The sequence below is a fragment of the Nisaea nitritireducens genome (genome assembly GCF_014904795.1).
GTDB lineage: Bacteria > Pseudomonadota > Alphaproteobacteria > Thalassobaculales > Thalassobaculaceae > Nisaea > Nisaea nitritireducens.
Genome location: NZ_JACZFS010000005.1, coordinates 1 through 14,435 on the forward strand (window position 1 = coordinate 1; position 14,435 = coordinate 14,435).

Annotated in this window: 13 protein-coding genes; 7 read left to right on the plus strand and 6 right to left on the minus strand. The window is 60.5% G+C overall.

Annotation, left to right across the window (positions count from 1 at the left end; genetic code table 11):
• Nucleotides 1-64: 64 nt before the first annotated feature.
• The 3 genes from IG629_RS00580 (at nt 65) to IG629_RS00590 (ending at nt 4,805) form a co-directional block, all read left to right on the plus strand.
• Entirely contained in the window at nt 65-1,687 is a 1,623-nt protein-coding gene (locus IG629_RS00580; protein WP_193170054.1) for a heparinase II/III family protein, read from the plus strand.
• A 45-nt stretch (nt 1,688-1,732) separates the two neighbouring features.
• Nucleotides 1,733-2,761: an MraY family glycosyltransferase gene (locus IG629_RS00585; protein ID WP_193170055.1), complete on the plus strand. Its 1,029-nt coding sequence runs from the start codon at nt 1,733-1,735 to the stop codon at nt 2,759-2,761.
• 103 nt (nt 2,762-2,864) lie between these two features.
• A complete protein-coding gene (locus IG629_RS00590) occupies nt 2,865-4,805 on the plus strand; it encodes a polysaccharide biosynthesis protein (RefSeq protein ID WP_193170056.1) in 1,941 nt (646 codons plus the stop codon).
• Here the strand turns inward: IG629_RS00590 and IG629_RS00595 are convergent.
• Entirely contained in the window at nt 4,802-5,329 is a 528-nt protein-coding gene (locus tag IG629_RS00595) for an AAA family ATPase (RefSeq protein WP_193170057.1), read from the minus strand. The two genes, IG629_RS00590 and IG629_RS00595, sit on opposite strands and share 4 nt — an antisense overlap.
• A 46-nt stretch (nt 5,330-5,375) precedes the next feature.
• Nucleotides 5,376-6,293: a helix-turn-helix domain-containing protein gene (locus IG629_RS00600; RefSeq protein ID WP_193170058.1), complete on the minus strand. Its 918-nt coding sequence runs from the start codon at nt 6,291-6,293 to the stop codon at nt 5,376-5,378.
• Between the two features lie 154 nt (nt 6,294-6,447).
• Between IG629_RS00600 and pobA the strand changes: the two genes are divergently transcribed.
• On the plus strand, nt 6,448-7,623 hold the full coding sequence (pobA, locus tag IG629_RS00605) for a 4-hydroxybenzoate 3-monooxygenase (RefSeq protein WP_193170059.1): 1,176 nt from the start codon (nt 6,448-6,450) through the stop codon (nt 7,621-7,623).
• Nucleotides 7,624-7,657: 34 nt separating this feature from the next.
• On the opposite strand, the gene IG629_RS00610 is transcribed toward pobA, so the two are convergent.
• A complete protein-coding gene (locus IG629_RS00610) occupies nt 7,658-8,164 on the minus strand; it encodes a PAS domain-containing protein (RefSeq protein WP_193170060.1) in 507 nt (168 codons plus the stop codon).
• A 161-nt stretch (nt 8,165-8,325) separates the two neighbouring features.
• Here IG629_RS00610 and IG629_RS00615 point away from each other — a divergent pair, with 161 nt between their 5' ends.
• Entirely contained in the window at nt 8,326-9,942 is a 1,617-nt protein-coding gene (locus IG629_RS00615) for an MFS transporter (RefSeq protein WP_226886353.1), read from the plus strand.
• Between the two features lie 10 nt (nt 9,943-9,952).
• Here the strand turns inward: IG629_RS00615 and IG629_RS00620 are convergent, their stop codons facing one another.
• Nucleotides 9,953-10,570, minus strand: coding sequence for a TetR/AcrR family transcriptional regulator (locus tag IG629_RS00620; RefSeq protein ID WP_193170061.1), 618 nt, complete (start codon nt 10,568-10,570; stop codon nt 9,953-9,955).
• 206 nt (nt 10,571-10,776) lie between these two features.
• On the opposite strand from IG629_RS00620, the gene IG629_RS00625 reads away from it, so the two are divergent.
• Complete coding sequence (locus IG629_RS00625) at nt 10,777-11,364, plus strand: GNAT family N-acetyltransferase (protein WP_193170062.1); 588 nt, start codon at nt 10,777-10,779, stop codon at nt 11,362-11,364.
• A 6-nt stretch (nt 11,365-11,370) separates the two neighbouring features.
• Here the strand turns inward: IG629_RS00625 and bluB are convergent, their stop codons facing one another.
• Together bluB and IG629_RS00635 are read right to left on the minus strand one after the other, a co-directional pair.
• Complete coding sequence (gene bluB / locus IG629_RS00630) at nt 11,371-12,021, minus strand: 5,6-dimethylbenzimidazole synthase (protein WP_193170063.1); 651 nt, start codon at nt 12,019-12,021, stop codon at nt 11,371-11,373.
• Nucleotides 12,018-13,445 carry a mannose-1-phosphate guanylyltransferase/mannose-6-phosphate isomerase gene (locus tag IG629_RS00635; RefSeq protein ID WP_193170064.1) on the minus strand — a complete coding sequence of 476 codons (1,428 nt, stop codon included), beginning with the start codon at nt 13,443-13,445 and terminating at the stop codon, nt 12,018-12,020. The genes bluB and IG629_RS00635 overlap by 4 nt, the downstream gene beginning before the upstream one ends.
• A 67-nt stretch (nt 13,446-13,512) precedes the next feature.
• On the opposite strand from IG629_RS00635, the gene IG629_RS00640 reads away from it, so the two are divergent.
• Nucleotides 13,513-14,427, plus strand: a complete 915-nt coding sequence (locus IG629_RS00640; protein WP_193170065.1) for a ribokinase — start codon at nt 13,513-13,515, stop codon at nt 14,425-14,427.
• The last annotated feature ends 8 nt before the right edge of the window (nt 14,428-14,435 follow it).

The window sequence follows — 14,435 nt, forward strand, 5'->3', positions numbered from 1 at the left end:
TGCCGCGAATATTGCGGCCATTCGCGGTGAAAAGTGAGTTTCTGCTAGGCCTTTGGGAGCGGGCATGCGGACTTTAAAGGAACTCTATTTCGCTTCGCCGGTTTACCGCTGGCGGCTCGCGGCAAAGCCGCTGCTCGGTTTCAAGGACCGGCTCTCCGACGATCTGCCGGGCAGCACGTCGATTGCGCGGGCAATCCTTGACGGGCGCATGCCCTATGTGTCCGGCAGTTTCGCGCTGGATGCGGACCCATGGATAAAGGAGCCGGGAGAGCCCGGCGCACTGGAGCATCTGCACGGCTTCTCCTGGCTAAGGGATCTCCGCGATCTCGGCGGTGAGGCGGCCCGACTGCGGGCTCGCGATCTGGTCGATGGCTGGCTCGCCCGGCACGACGAATGGGACGCATTGTTATGGCGCCCTGATATTCTTGGGGAGCGTCTCTCTTCCTGGATCGGGAACTACGATTTCTTCGGCGGCTCCGCAGATGACGAGTTCCGGGCCGATTTTTTCCAGTCCATCGGCCGTCAATACAGGCATCTGGCCGGCGATATCGAGGCCTCGGCGCCCGGCGCCCGGCGCCTGCTTGCGGCCAAGGGCCTGTTCGCCGCGATGGCGGTGATCGGCGAAAGCGCCGGGAAGTTCACCCAGGCACTACAATGGCTGCACCGAGAACTCGACCGGCAGATCGCCGCCGACGGCGGTCATGTCTCGCGTTCGCCGGCCATGCAGGTCTCGGTGCTGGCCGATCTTGTTGAAATCCGCAAAGCGCTGCGTCTGGCGGAGCATGCCGACGAGGCGCTGGACGAGCGGATTTCCATGATGACGGCGATGCTGCGTCTGCTGCGTCACGGCGATGGCGGTCTTGCCCTGTTCAATCATGCGACTGAAGGCGAGGTTTGGTTCATCGACAGCCTGATCGCCCAGGCCGAAACCAAGCGGAAGTCGCTGGCGTCAGCCCCGGATAGTGGTTTCGAGCGGCTGGTCGCCGGGCGTACCTGCCTGATCATGGACACGGGCAAGCCTTCGCCTGCGGATCACTCGGCGCATGCGGGGCTGCTTTCCTTCGAGCTCAGCGTCGGCAAGCAGCGGATGATTGTGAATTGCGGCGCCAGCCCGGCGGACCCGAAATGGGATGGCGCGCTTCGCGCCACGGCGGCGCATTCGACCCTCGTGATCGACGACCGCAATGCGGCCGAGATCGAAGCGGACGGCATGCCTGGCGCGCGACCGGAGCATGTCCAGGCCGTGCGGTCCGAGAATGACGGGGACATGCTGATCGAGGCGGAGCATGACGGCTATCTGCCGACCCATGGACTGAAACATTTCCGCCGGGTCTATCTGTCCCATGCCGGCGACGACCTGCGCGTCGAGGACCGTCTGCTCTATACCGGCGATCCCGGGGATATCCCGAAGGAAGCCTGCATTCGGCTGCATCTGCACCCGAAAGTCCGAGCCTCTATCATCCAGAGCGGATCGGCGGCACTGATCCGGCTCGGCAGCGGCTCTGGCTGGCGCCTGCGCTGCGACCGGGGACTGGCATTGAACGAGAGCGTCTATTTCGGGCGGGACGGTCAGTTCCAGCGCTGCGAGCAGCTGGTGATCCGTGAGCCGCTGGACGATATCCGGACAGCCGGAGAAGTCACGATCCGCTGGGCGCTGCAGCGTGAAGACGGCAAGACGGCAGGCTGACAATCGACTGGCCCTCGGGGCGGCGGGAACGTTATAAGAGCGCCCATGCAACTGCTTACAGCCCTTATCCTTTTCGGTGTCCTGTTCGTCGTGTCCCTGGTTGGGACGCGCCTGCTGATCACCTTGCTGACGCGCCGTGCCGTGATCGATGTCCCGAACGAGCGCAGCAGCCACGTTGTGCCGAAGCCGCGCGGTGGCGGGATTGCCGTCGTCACGGTGATGCTCGCCGGCTGGATCGGCTGGCTGGCGCTGCAGGGAAATCTCGACGGCAAATCCCTGTTGCTTGCCGGATTGACCGCTGGTCTTGCCGTGCTTTCCTTCATCGACGACCTGAAGAGCCTGCCGGCCCGTCTCCGGCTGCTGGTGCAGGCGGTGGCCGTCGCTGCCGGGTTGCTGGTGACGATCCCGGATGCGGGGTTCAGCAATGGTCTGATACCGGTCTGGATCGAACTCCCGATCGCCGGGTTTGCCTGGCTCTGGTTCGTCAATCTTTTCAACTTCATGGACGGGATAGACGGTATCACCGGCGTTGAGACGATCAGTATCGGCAGTGGCTTGATCGCCCTCTCCCTCGTGAGCGGGGGCGGGGCGCTAGCGGTACAGCTTCCTGCTCTGGCCATGGTCGCGGCGATTGCCGGCTTTCTGGTCTGGAACTGGCAACCCTCGAAGATCTTTATCGGTGATGTCGCCTCAATCCCGCTCGGTTTCTTCGCCGGTTGGATGCTGCTTGAGACCGGCGCCGCTTCGGATGGGTCTTCAGGCTGGGCGGTGGTGTTGCTGCTGCCGGGCTATTATCTGTTCGATGCGACCTTCACGCTGGTCAAACGCGGGCTCCGGCGGGAAAATATCTTCGAGGCGCACCGCCAGCATTTTTACCAGCAGGCAACGCAGCAGGGCTTTAGCCATGCGGGTGCCTGTCTTGCCATTATGGCGCTGAATATAGGTCTGATTGCATTGGCTCTGTTCGTGGCTCCGGTCTATCCGGTGTTCTCGGTCGTTGCCGGTTTCGCCGCTATTGTTCTGTTGTGCCTCGTGTTCCGTAGAGGCGGAATTTCGACGCGTGCAGCAGTTTGACGCAGGGGTTGAAGCCCTTCGAAGGGCAAGACGGGTGGATATAACTGGGGTAAGCTCGCAAGTGTTCGGCCCGATTGGGGCGGGGAAGTTATGATCGGTGGCTATGTTCGGGTCTAAACGCAGTTTCCTGACCTTCCTGCACGATGTCGGGATGGCAGCGTTATCCTTCCTGATTTCGCTGACCCTGCGGCTCGGACAGGACATCCTTGTCTGGCCGCGGGAAGTGGTCGGGTTCGGGCTGGTGGCTTTCACCGGTGTCGCTGCGGTGGTGTTCTTCTCCATGCGCCTTGACCGCACGGTCTGGCGCTATGCCTCGATGAGCGATCTCAGCCGAATTGTCCGGGCTGTGGTTGTCTGCATCGCGCTGTTTCTCGTAGTCCAGTTCCTCGCCACCCGGCTCGACGATTTCCCCCGCTCTTTCCTGATCATCGAATTCTTTGTGTTGACGCTCCTGCTGGCCGGACCGCGCTTCGCTTACCGGTTGGTCAAGGACGGCGCATATTCCAGTCTGTTCGAGCGGAATTCGGCGGGTCGGGTCCCTGTGCTCCTGATCGGTGCAGGGGATGGCTCGGACGCGTTCATCCGCGAGATGGGGCGCGAGAAGGATGCACCTTATCGGGTCGTTGGTATCGTCGACGATGTTGGCGGTCGTGTCGGTCGCATGATCCGCGGCGTGCCGGTGCTGGGCACGCTGGATGAACTCGACAAGGTCGTGGCCGACCTGCGCAAGCGGGACACGGCACCGCAACGACTGGTCATCACCCGACAATCCATTGAGGGTTCCGTTATCCGGGATCTGCTCGAAAGGGCGAACACTCTTGGCCTCGCTGTTGGCAGGATGCCGAAGATGGCGTCTCTGGAAGGCGCTGACGGGCCGGTCGACACAGTGCGTTCCGTCAGTGTTGAAGATCTTCTCGGGCGGCCACAGAAGGTTCTGGACCGCAAGGGTGTTTCCGATCTGATCGGTGGCCGCAAGGTGATGATCACAGGCGCCGGCGGCACCATCGGCGGCGAGCTTTCGCGCCAGATCGCGGCCCTTGCTCCGTCCGAGATTGCATTGCTGGATGCAGGCGAGTTTCAGCTCTATCAGATCGACCTGGAAATCTCCGAAAAGTTCCCTGACCTGCCGCGCAAGGCGCTGCTCGCCGACGTTCGCGATGCGCAGTCCGTGGATGAACGGATCGCGACTTTTGCGCCGGACATCGTCTTCCATGCGGCGGCGCTGAAGCATGTGCCGTTGGTCGAGGCGAACCCGACAGACGGCGTGATGACCAATGTCATCGGCACCCGCAATGTGGCTGACGCGGTCGCGCGGCACGGCGTTGCCGAAATGGTGCTGATCTCCACGGACAAGGCGGTGAACCCGACCAATGTCATGGGCGCCACCAAGCGGACGGCAGAGGCCTATTGCCAGGCCAAGGATCGGGAAGAGGCGCGCCGGGGCGGGCCGCGTTATGTCACCGTCCGGTTCGGCAATGTGCTGGGCTCGACCGGCTCTGTCATTCCGCTGTTCAAGCGTCAGTTGGCACGGGGCGGTCCGCTGACGGTTACCCACCCGGACATGACCCGCTACTTCATGACAGTGCGTGAGGCAGTCGAGCTGGTGCTGCAGGCCGCAGCCATGGATGCCGGTGTAAGCGCCGATAAGCGTGAAAGCGGCGCTATCTGTGTGCTCGACATGGGAGAGCCAGTTAAGATCGCCGATTTGGCGGCGCAGATGATCCGGCTGTCGGGCCTGACCCCCGATGTCGATATCGAAATCACTTATACGGGACCGCGCCCGGGCGAGAAGCTCTTCGAGGAGCTGTTCCACGATGCCGAAGCCTTGATCGCAACCGAGATTGACGGCATTCACCGGGCTTCCCCCCGGACGGCGGATCTGGCCGTCCTTTCCCGCGTGCTCGACGAGATCGAGGCAAGCGGGCGGCAGCGCAATGGCGATCAGGTTCTGGGGCTGTTGGCCCGGCTCGTACCCGAGTTCAGTGGGCAGACCGGTAGCGCTGCGGTGCAGACACCGGCACAAGCCGCAGAGCGCCCTGCCTAGGCGGTCCGTTCTGCCTTTGTGATTTGCCCGAGAGCCCGAATGATTTCGTCTGTTGCATTCCCGGCGGAGAGTTTTGCGGTGTCGACCCGAAGGTCTGCACCGGCCCAGGGGTGATAGTCCCGTGCCATGACCTTTTGCCAGTCGGGCAGATCCTTGCCCGGAATGTCGGCGTGGCGGGTCTCGACGCGTAGGCGATGCTCCGTTTCATCGGAACAGTAAAGCTCAACACCGAAGAATCCGCTCTCGGCCGTGCGTGCGGCATCTTTGAAGATATCTCTCGTCAGCTGCCACGGATTGACGCAATCGATGATGGCGTTCTGCCCGAGGCTCAAGTTTGATACCGCGAGAGCCGCGGCAATCTGATAGCCAAGTGGACCGATATCCCGCTCGGGATCATCGACCATCAAGACGCCTTCGATCTCGTCAACGCGCAGATAGGGAATGCCCTGCTGTTGTGCGAGCTGTCGCGCAACGGTCGTCTTGCCTACGCCGGGCAGCCCGGCAAAAGAAATCAGGGTTTGCATGTGAGACTCTTACAAGCCCATCCCGTGTGTCTCAAGCGCGGGGCGTTCAGGCATCTGCAGCATCGTGTTCCGGTGTGCCTGTAAAATAGGATTTGTGCTGCTTTCTGAATTGGGTAGGTGTCAGACCGGTTCCTGTCGCGAAGAAACGGCTGAAATAGGCCTGATCCTCAAACCCAAGGCCATAGGCGACTTCTGCGACGGATCGTGCCGTATAGAGCAAGTCGCGTTGCGCCTCGAGCAGGGTTCGCTGTTTTAGTATTTCGAGAGGGGTGCGCCCGGAGCACGCCTGCGTTGCCCGGCGAAGCGTGCGCTCGGACGTTGCCAAGCGTTCCGCGTAATCTGTAATCGTGAGCTGGTCCCGGAAACATTCTTCAACCAGTGTCCGGAACCGCTCGAACAGATTGTCCGGCACGGCTGCGTCAGCTTTGGACTCTCTGGCGCTTTCGGTGAGGCGGATGAACAGGCCGAGGATGCGGAGCAGGTCTGCTGCGACCAGGGCATGTTTGCCCGCTTGCTCCCGCCTGCTTTCAAGAAACACCCGCTGACAGGCAAGCCGTATCTGTTCAACCGTATCCGGGTCTTCGGCAAGCGGCACAATTGCTGACGTTCGAATGACATCCCGTGTCGCTGCGTCGCCCGCGTGCCCAACCAACTCGGTCAGATAAGCTTCCGCAATCGTCAGGACGTAGCCTTCCGTGTCCGGCCGGAAAACATAGCTATGAATGGCGTTTGGCGTGACGGCTGTTAAGGCGGGAGCGACGAGGCGAGCCGTCGAGCCTTCAAGCTGCATGTCGGCGGCGCCTGCGGTAAGGAGCAGGAACTGGAAAAGTTCTGGATGCCGGTGTGGCCGGATTGTCCAATCATTCTCCCGGCTGCGCATCGGGATCGTTTCAATATGCAGGAAACGCGGCTCTACAATTCCGTCGCCGTCCAGGTACAGGTTGAAGGAGGGGATGGAATTCATAAAAAATTTGCCGGTTTCAGGTGGCCGCATTTTCGGGGCGCTTGTTTCTAATAAAGATCAGTTTGGCCGGAAAATGCAATTCTTTGTCCTGAACCTCTCTTAGCGGCTCCCGGGTTTCCGGATAAAATTCAAGGTATTCGGGAGGATACAGAGAATGAAAACCCAGGTCGCAATCATTGGTGCCGGCCCCGCCGGTCTGCTTCTTGCCCAGCTGCTGCGTCAGAGCGGTGTGGAGTCCGTTATTCTTGAGGCCCGGTCCGAAGAGTATGTGCTTAGCCGGATCCGCGCCGGTGTGCTGGAGCATCCGACGGTCGAGCTGCTGCATTCCATCGGTGCCGGAGAACGGCTCGGCCGGGAAGGCATGCCCCATGACGGGGTGGACATGGTGTTTCAGGGCGAGAAACGCCGGATCGACTTCCCCGCTTTGACCGGCGGCAAGAAGGTTACGGTCTATGGCCAGCAGGAGGTGGTGAAAGACCTGATCGCACTGAAAAAGGATTTCGACGGGCAGATCCTGTTCGAGGCCGAAAATGTCCGGCTGCACGATATCGAAGGCGATAGTCCTTCGGTGAGCTTCACACGGCACGGCGAGGATGTCGTTCTGTCCTGCGCTTTCATTGCCGGGTGCGACGGGTTCCATGGTGTCTCCAGACAGACCATTCCGCAGGACCGCCTGAAACTGTTCGAAAAAGTCTATCCCTTTGCCTGGCTTGGTATTCTGGCGGAAGCGCCGCCGGCCCAGGACGAGTTGATCTATTCCTATCATGAGAATGGCTTCGCGCTGTTCAGCATGCGCTCGCCGGAAGTCACTCGGCTCTATCTGCAGTGCGACCCGGACGAAAATCTCGATGAATGGCCTGACGAGCGGGTCTGGAGCGAGCTCCATACACGGCTGGAATCCGGCGACGGGTTCCGGGTGAACGAGGGCAAGATCCTGCGCAAGGACGTGACCCCGATGCGCAGTTTTGTCTGCGAGACCATGCGTCACGGGCGCCTGTTCCTGGCAGGTGACGCTGCTCATATCGTGCCGCCGACCGGTGCAAAGGGGCTTAATCTCGCCGCAGGTGACGTGAAGGTCCTAAACGATGCGCTCGTTGCATTCTTTAAAAGCGGCGCGAGCGACCTGCTCGATGCCTATGAAGCAACGGCATTGAAACGCGTCTGGGCGGCGCAACGGTTCTCCTGGTTCATGACCCGCCTGCTACACAAATTTCCGGACGGGGCGCCGTTCGATGAGGCGATCCAGATCGCTGATCTTGATTACTTCACCGGCTCGGAAGCGGGCCGGAAGACCATCGCGGAGAATTATGTCGGCCTTCCGTTCGGTTGAACGAAACCGGGGGCAGTCGAGCTCGCCAGCAATCTCAGAAAATCGAACCTCTCAAGTCCGGTTTTTGCTCGTAGAAGAAGATCGAAATCACCTTGTCAACGGCCGTCCCGTCACTGGAAAGAGGCAGGTGAAGGCGTTCGACCGGAGCGTAATCAAGGGCGAATTGGAGGCTCGGCGAGCCAAACCTGTGAACAGGGAGGCCTGTTTCGACGACGTGAACCCGGTCAAGGTAAGGGAAGCTCTGCTCGAAGTTGGGAAAGGCTTCGTCGAGATAGGTTCCTTTGAGTTCGCGCTTCATGACGCGCGTAACATCCGTGCCCTGAAGTCTGACCATGAAGCGGATGGGATCGGGTGTTACATCGACAAGCACCAGATTCGGCAGGAGGCTTGGAATATCGATCGGGTCGAAATCCGCGCGTGAGGGCAGCCGGCCTTCTGGATGTATCGACATCCAGTATTCGGCAAATTCGCTCACTTTGGGATTATGGATCGCCGGATGGATACTCTTAAGGTATGCCAGACTTTGCGTCGCATGATCCATTGGCGTTCTTGATGGCCCATAGGTGAAGCACAGAACTTATTCTATACGGGATAACAGACTTCATTGAAGTCTGCAGAAGTCACAAAATCATAAAGGGTTAGGCGCACTCTTCACTATCAGGCAATGTGATCGGATCTATTGAGACAGGCATGGCGATGCAAATGAGAAAGACCTGGGCGCACGAGATCATCATCGGGCTGTTGGAGCAGATGCGCTGGTCCTATTTGCCTCCCCTGATGGTCTACCTCGCCTACGGCATCTCCGGGTTGACCTCCATCGTCGGCACCTTCTTCGTGAAGGAATATCTCGACCTTTCCGCGGCGTTCCTGGCAGCACTCGGGTTCTGGGCCGGTATTCCCTGGGCATTGAAAATGCCGGTGGGTCACCTGGTCGACATCATCTGGAAATGGAAGTCGATTCTCGTTTATCTCGGCGCTCTGCTGGTTTCGGCGAGTTTGCTGATCATGTACGGCCTTATCGCGCATACCACAGCCATGGCGGCCATCATGCCGACGACAGCCTGGTTCGTGTTGAGCGCGCTGCTGTCACCGACGGGATACATCCTGCAGGATGCGGTTGCCGACGCCATGACCGTCGAAGCGGTTCCGGCCCTGGACGAACATGGGGAACCGTTCGCGGAGGATGACGTCAAGGCCATGCACACCACCATGCAGATGCTCGGCCGGTTTGCGCTGATCGGGGGGATCGCGCTGGTGGCGGTGGTCAACATCACGATGTTCGACGGTGTGGAAGCCATGAGCGAGGCGGAGAAAGTCGGCATCTATGCCGATATCTATCTGCTCGCGCTCGGCGTGCCGGTGATTTCCGTTGTGGGTGTCATTCTCGGGGGTGTCATGCTGCGCCGCCGGGCGCGCCAGCTGATCGCGACCGGCCTGCCGCCGTCCGAAGTTGACGCCATGTTGTTCCGGCCGGACGGAGAAGCGGATCCAAACTGGTGGATCCTCGGCGGAAGCCTGGCTTTTGCCGGATTCACAATCAGCGTCGGTCTGAGCGGTTTCGGGTATTCGGAGGAGGTCGTCTTCGCCGGATCGATGTCAATCGTCTGCTTCCTGATTTCCCGGCTGTTGCCCGAGCTTGAGCCGGCCCAGCGGCTCGCGCTTATCGGGACCGCGATTATCGTCTTTGTGTTCCGCGCGATACCCTCGCCGGGCGCCGGATCTGCCTGGTTCAATATCGACGAGCTCGGCTTCGATCAGCAGTTTTTCTCGGTTTTGACACTGATCAGCGCCGGTCTTGCAATGGCCGGAATGGTGATCCTGCGACCGCTTATGGCGACGCGGTCGATCGCCTATATCGTTGTATTGCTGTCGGTGTTTGCCGGTGTTCTCTCATTGCCGGATATCGCGCTCTATTACGGCATCCACGAATGGACCGCACCGCTGACCGGCGGGGTGGTGGATGCCCGGTTCATCGCCCTGATCGATACGGCGATTGAATCGCCGCTCGGTCAGGTTTCATTGATCCCCGTGCTGGCTTGGATTGCCAGGACTGCGCCGGTGCATTTGAAGGCGACCTTCTTCGCAATCATGGCCTCCTTCATCAATTTGGGGCTCTCTGCCGGTGCTCTGGGCACGAAATACCTGAACCAGACATTTCTGGTCACACGCGAGGTGCGGGACAGGGCAACCGGAGAAATTCAGGTTCCAGCCGATTATAGCGAGCTCGGGATGCTGCTGATCACCGTTGCGGTGCTGACCCTGGCGCTTCCCTTGATTGTTGTTGCCGTAATCCAGCCCACGCGCTTCCGGACAACCTAGCAATCGGCAATCACCCCGGTACGGGCTGGAACAACAGCTTGATGTAGGATCTGAGGAGCAGGATCTGATCCACCATCACTTTCGGTTCCTTCAACGCTTTGGACATTACGATCGCTCCTTCGACCGTATTCGATACCATGTCGGCAAGCGCCTCCACGCTGACATCGTCGCGCGGCGGATAGCGGTCACAAATGTCCTGGAACGCCTTGCTGAACCGGTTGCGCCAGTTCAGGACGGCCTGGCGGTTCAGCTCTATGACTTTCGCGTCGTACAATCGCTCATGATAGCAATAGGTGGCGACCAGGCACCCCGGGTGCCCTTTCGGCATGTCCGCCATCAGATCTGCGAAAAGTTTCAGCCCTATGAGAAAGATGTGCAGCGGGTCGTCATGAAGATCCGCTGCCTTCTTGAACAAATCGTCGAGCAAGACGTTTTCGCGCTCCACGTAGCGTTCCAGAAGGGCCTGGGCCAGCTCATTCTTGTCCTTGAAATGATAGAAAAAGCCGCTCTTGGTGATCTCCGCTTCGGCAATGATCTCATCGATGGAGGTTGCGGAGAAGCCTTTCGCCAGAACAGAAGATTCGGCGATATCCATCAGCCGTTCCCGGGTTTTTTCACCTTTCCGCATGGTGGTCCCTCCTCCTGAATACTTGACTGAAAGTACGGTTTTTCAGCCGCTCTGGGCAAACTTGCGCCTTGGCTATTCCTAACTACCTGAAATTCAGCCCTAAAATTAAGAGAGAAACCGCACAACGCGTTCACTATGCCGATTATCCGTATTTTCCGATGCTCCGCGCTTCCGAAACAGAAGCGACAATTTCCGGAGACCGAAAGATGAAAGAGCATCACTATTTTTTGCGTCGGGCAGAGGCAAGCGACGCTGTTTCCCTCGCGGAACTGATCAATCGCGCCGGAGAAGGGCTGCCTCTGACAGTCTGGGGCTGGATGGCGGAAGACGGCGAGAGCGTCTGGGATGTCGGACGTCGCAGGGCACAGCGTGAAGAAGGCGGCTTCTCATACCGCAATGCCACGGTTGCTGTCGTCGGATCCGGGATTGCGGCGGCTCTGATCGGGTATCCGCTCGGGGCGCAGCCAACGCCGATTGACGCCGATACACCGCCGGTCTTCGTTCCCATGATCGAGCTGGAGAACGAGGCATTGTGCACCTGGTACGTCAATGTGCTGGCAACCTACGATCCGTTCGAGGGACGTGGGTTCGGCACGGCGCTTCTGGAGGCTGCAGCCCGTCAGGCTCGTGCTGCGGGCCTTGTGCAACTCAGCATCATTGTGACGGACGGGAATAGCCGGGCCGAGCGTCTTTATCGGAAAGTCGGGTTCCGCCCAGTTGCCGAAAGACCGATCGTGAAGGATGGCTGGGATGTCGAGGCCGACAATCTGATCCTGATGATCAAGGATCTCTGAGAGTGATCAGCGGCGCAGTATCGTGCTGCTTTCGGCCGCTTTCTCTTCCCAGCCGACTTGCTCCAGTTTCGGGCGTTCCGACTCTTCCGCCGGATAGCCGACACAGAGATAGGCGGTGAGAGACCAGCTTTCCGGCACATTCAACGCCTCGGTTACGCGGGCCGGATCGAGGATAGAGAGCCAGCCCGCGCCGATGCCTTCCGCGCGGGCGGCGAGCCAGAATGTGTGGATGGCATTCACGGTGGAGTAATCCAGCATCTCCGGCATGGTCTGCCGGCCTAGGCCATGACCGCGCGGGGTTCCATGATCGGTGAAGATCGCAACTTGCTCCGGCGCCTGGTCCAGGCCGGCGAGTTTAAGTCGGGCATAGAGCTGCTTTCGTTCGCCGTCATAACCTTCAAGCGCGTCCCGGTTGGCGTCCTCGAATGCGGTCCTGACGGTTTTCCTGCGCTCCGGGTCGGAAACGGCGACAAAGCGCCAGGGCTGGCTGTAGCCGACCGAAGGCGCGAGCGAAGCGGTCTCCACCAACCGCTGCAAAGCGCCATCAGGTAACGCGTCGGGCCGGAACGCCCTGACATCCCTACGCCAGCGTAACAACTGTTCGAACTGTGCTCGGAAGGCGGCGTCGAACTCCGGTCCAGGGCCGTCGCCGGTCATCGTCCGTACTGATCGTCGAAGCGCTCGATATCATCTTCGCCGAGATAGGCGCCGGACTGCACCTCGACGATGATGAGGGGCTCATCTGTCGGGTTTTCCAACCGGTGGATCCATCCAAGCGGAATATCGACGGACTGGTCGGCATCGAGATGTATCACGTCCAGCCGGTCCATAGACGGCCCCCGGGTAACCCGGGCCTTGCCGGAGATCACTGTCCAGTGCTCGGCACGGTGCTTGTGGCTTTGCAGGGAGAGGCGGCCGCCCGGCGTCACGGTGATCCGCTTCACCTGATATCCGTCGCCGCTGTCGATGTTCCGATAGTTGCCCCATGGCCGGTGCGTTGTCGCGTGGCTGATCGCCTCCGGCCGCCCCGCTTCCTTCAGCGCCTCTACTGCCAGTTTGACGTCCTGATCCGCCGCCATTGAGGCGACCAGCACTGCGTCCGGGGATTCGACCACTATCAGATCTTCGCCCCCGATCACGGTGACCAGCCGGGTTTCCGCTCGAACCAGCGTATTTCGCGTGTTGTGCAGCCAGACATCGCCTTGCACCGCATTGCCGTCGGCATCCTTGTCTTGCACGGCCCAGAGGGCGCCCCAGGAGCCGACATCTGACCAGCCGGCGTCGAGCGGGACGACGGCGCCGAGGTCGGTTTTCTCCATCACCGCGTAATCGAGCGAGATTGAGGGGGCCTTGGCGAAGGCATCTGCGTCGAGCCGGCGGAAGTCCAGGTCGGTGACGCCTTTGTCCAGCGCCGCTTTCGCTGCCTTCAGGATATCTGGCGCCAGGCGCTTCAATTCGATGAGGAAATCGGTGGCACGGAACAGGAAGGTCCCGCTGTTCCAGTAATAGTCTCCGGAAGCGAGATAGGCTTCCGCTGTCTTGCGGTCCGGTTTCTCAACGAACCCCTCAATGGCGTAACAACCCTCGATGCCGTCCAGCTGGCCGTCGCGATGGATATAGCCATAGCCTGTTTCCGGTCGGTCCGGAGTGATGCCGAAGGTGACCATCTGTCCGGCGCGGGCCGCAACTGCGCCGGTTTCGACGGCGGCCCGGAATGCTTCCGGCCGCTCGACCCGGTGATCGGAGGCGAGCAGCAACACCAGACCTTCAGGGTCCACGCTCTGGACGTGCAGGGCGGCGACGGCGGCGGCGGGCGCCGAATTCCGGCCGGCGGGTTCCAGCATGATGGCGGACGGATCGATGCCGACGCTCTGCAGCTGTTCTGCCACGGCGAACCGGTGCTCTGCATTGCAGATAACGGACGTCGCGCCGAAGCTCGCGCTTTCCGGAAAGCGCAGGGCGGTCTCCTGCAGCATGGTTTTCTCGGACAGCATCGGCAGGAGCTGCTTTGGATAAAGAGCTCGAGAGACGGGCCAGAGCCGGGTGCCGGAGCCTCCGGAGAGAATGACAGGATAAATCATGTGCAAACTGCGCAATTTCTGTATCTAGAAAGGCTTACTAACATTCAGCACCGGACGGAAGCAGATCATGATCGTCGTGTTCGGGTCCATCAACGCCGACCTGTTTTTTTCCTTTCCCAAATTGCCCCGGCGCGGGGAGACCGTGCTGACCGATAGCTTCACCTTCTGCCCTGGTGGTAAAGGCGCAAATCAGGCCGCTGCCGCTGCCCGGGACGGCGCCGCGGTCAGCTTCGTCGGCGCTGTCGGTGAAGACACAAATGCGGCGCCCTGTCTGGACGCTCTTGCAGAGGCCGGTGTGAATATTTCCGGCATTCGTTCAGTGCAAGGTGTTACCGGCACGGCAGTCATATCGGTCGAGGAGAGTGGGGAGAACCAGATCCTTGTTGCCAGTGGCGCGAACATGAAGGCATCGGCGGACTGGATGACGGACGATTTGTTGGGCGAGGGGACAACCTTGCTCCTTCAAATGGAATTGCCCCAGGCGGATACTGAAGCGGCAATCCGGCGCGCCCGGGAGCGGGGATGCAGGGTGATTCTCAATGATGCCCCGCTCGGCCCGCTCTCCCCGTCGGCCATCGCCGATGTGGATATCCTGATTGCCAACGAGGAAGAGGCGATGGGCTTGCTGGGGACTGGAGCTGGACTTGAGAACATAGATCTTGCCCGCGGCCTCGCCGGGCTTTGCCGGGGCACCGGGATTGTGACGATCGGGGCACAAGGCGTTGTCGTCGCGTCGGAAGGGCAGTCGTTCCATGTGCCTGCGCTACCCATTCAGCCAGTCGACACGGTGGGTGCCGGCGATACGTTCTGCGGTGTTCTCGCCGCCGCTCAGGACCGGGGGGAGAGCCTGCTGGATGCGGTGCGGCGCGCGGCGGCCGCTAGTGGTGTCATCTGCACCTTGCCAGGAGCCCAGTCTCCGGAGTTGAATGAGGCACGGATCAACGCGGCCCTGGCCGACCTGCCTTCCGTCATACAGGTTTAAAGACACTG

Excerpts from the sequence above, each read along its gene's own strand:
- IG629_RS00635 (WP_193170064.1), bottom strand. The coding sequence starts at position 13,445 with ATGATTTATCCTGTCATTCTCTCCGGAGGCTCCGGCACCCGGCTCTGG.
- IG629_RS00610 (WP_193170060.1), bottom strand. The coding sequence starts at position 8,164 with ATGGATCATGCGACGCAAAGTCTGGCATACCTTAAGAGTATCCATCCG.
- IG629_RS00625 (WP_193170062.1), top strand. The coding sequence starts at position 10,777 with ATGAAAGAGCATCACTATTTTTTGCGTCGGGCAGAGGCAAGCGACGCT.
- IG629_RS00590 (WP_193170056.1), top strand. The coding sequence starts at position 2,865 with ATGTTCGGGTCTAAACGCAGTTTCCTGACCTTCCTGCACGATGTCGGG.
- IG629_RS00640 (WP_193170065.1), top strand. The coding sequence starts at position 13,513 with ATGATCGTCGTGTTCGGGTCCATCAACGCCGACCTGTTTTTTTCCTTT.
- IG629_RS00600 (WP_193170058.1), bottom strand. The coding sequence starts at position 6,293 with ATGAATTCCATCCCCTCCTTCAACCTGTACCTGGACGGCGACGGAATT.
- IG629_RS00615 (WP_226886353.1), top strand. The coding sequence starts at position 8,326 with ATGAGAAAGACCTGGGCGCACGAGATCATCATCGGGCTGTTGGAGCAG.
- bluB (WP_193170063.1), bottom strand. The coding sequence starts at position 12,021 with ATGACCGGCGACGGCCCTGGACCGGAGTTCGACGCCGCCTTCCGAGCA.
- IG629_RS00595 (WP_193170057.1), bottom strand. The coding sequence starts at position 5,329 with ATGCAAACCCTGATTTCTTTTGCCGGGCTGCCCGGCGTAGGCAAGACG.
- IG629_RS00580 (WP_193170054.1), top strand. The coding sequence starts at position 65 with ATGCGGACTTTAAAGGAACTCTATTTCGCTTCGCCGGTTTACCGCTGG.
- IG629_RS00585 (WP_193170055.1), top strand. The coding sequence starts at position 1,733 with ATGCAACTGCTTACAGCCCTTATCCTTTTCGGTGTCCTGTTCGTCGTG.
- IG629_RS00620 (WP_193170061.1), bottom strand. The coding sequence starts at position 10,570 with ATGCGGAAAGGTGAAAAAACCCGGGAACGGCTGATGGATATCGCCGAA.
- pobA (WP_193170059.1), top strand. The coding sequence starts at position 6,448 with ATGAAAACCCAGGTCGCAATCATTGGTGCCGGCCCCGCCGGTCTGCTT.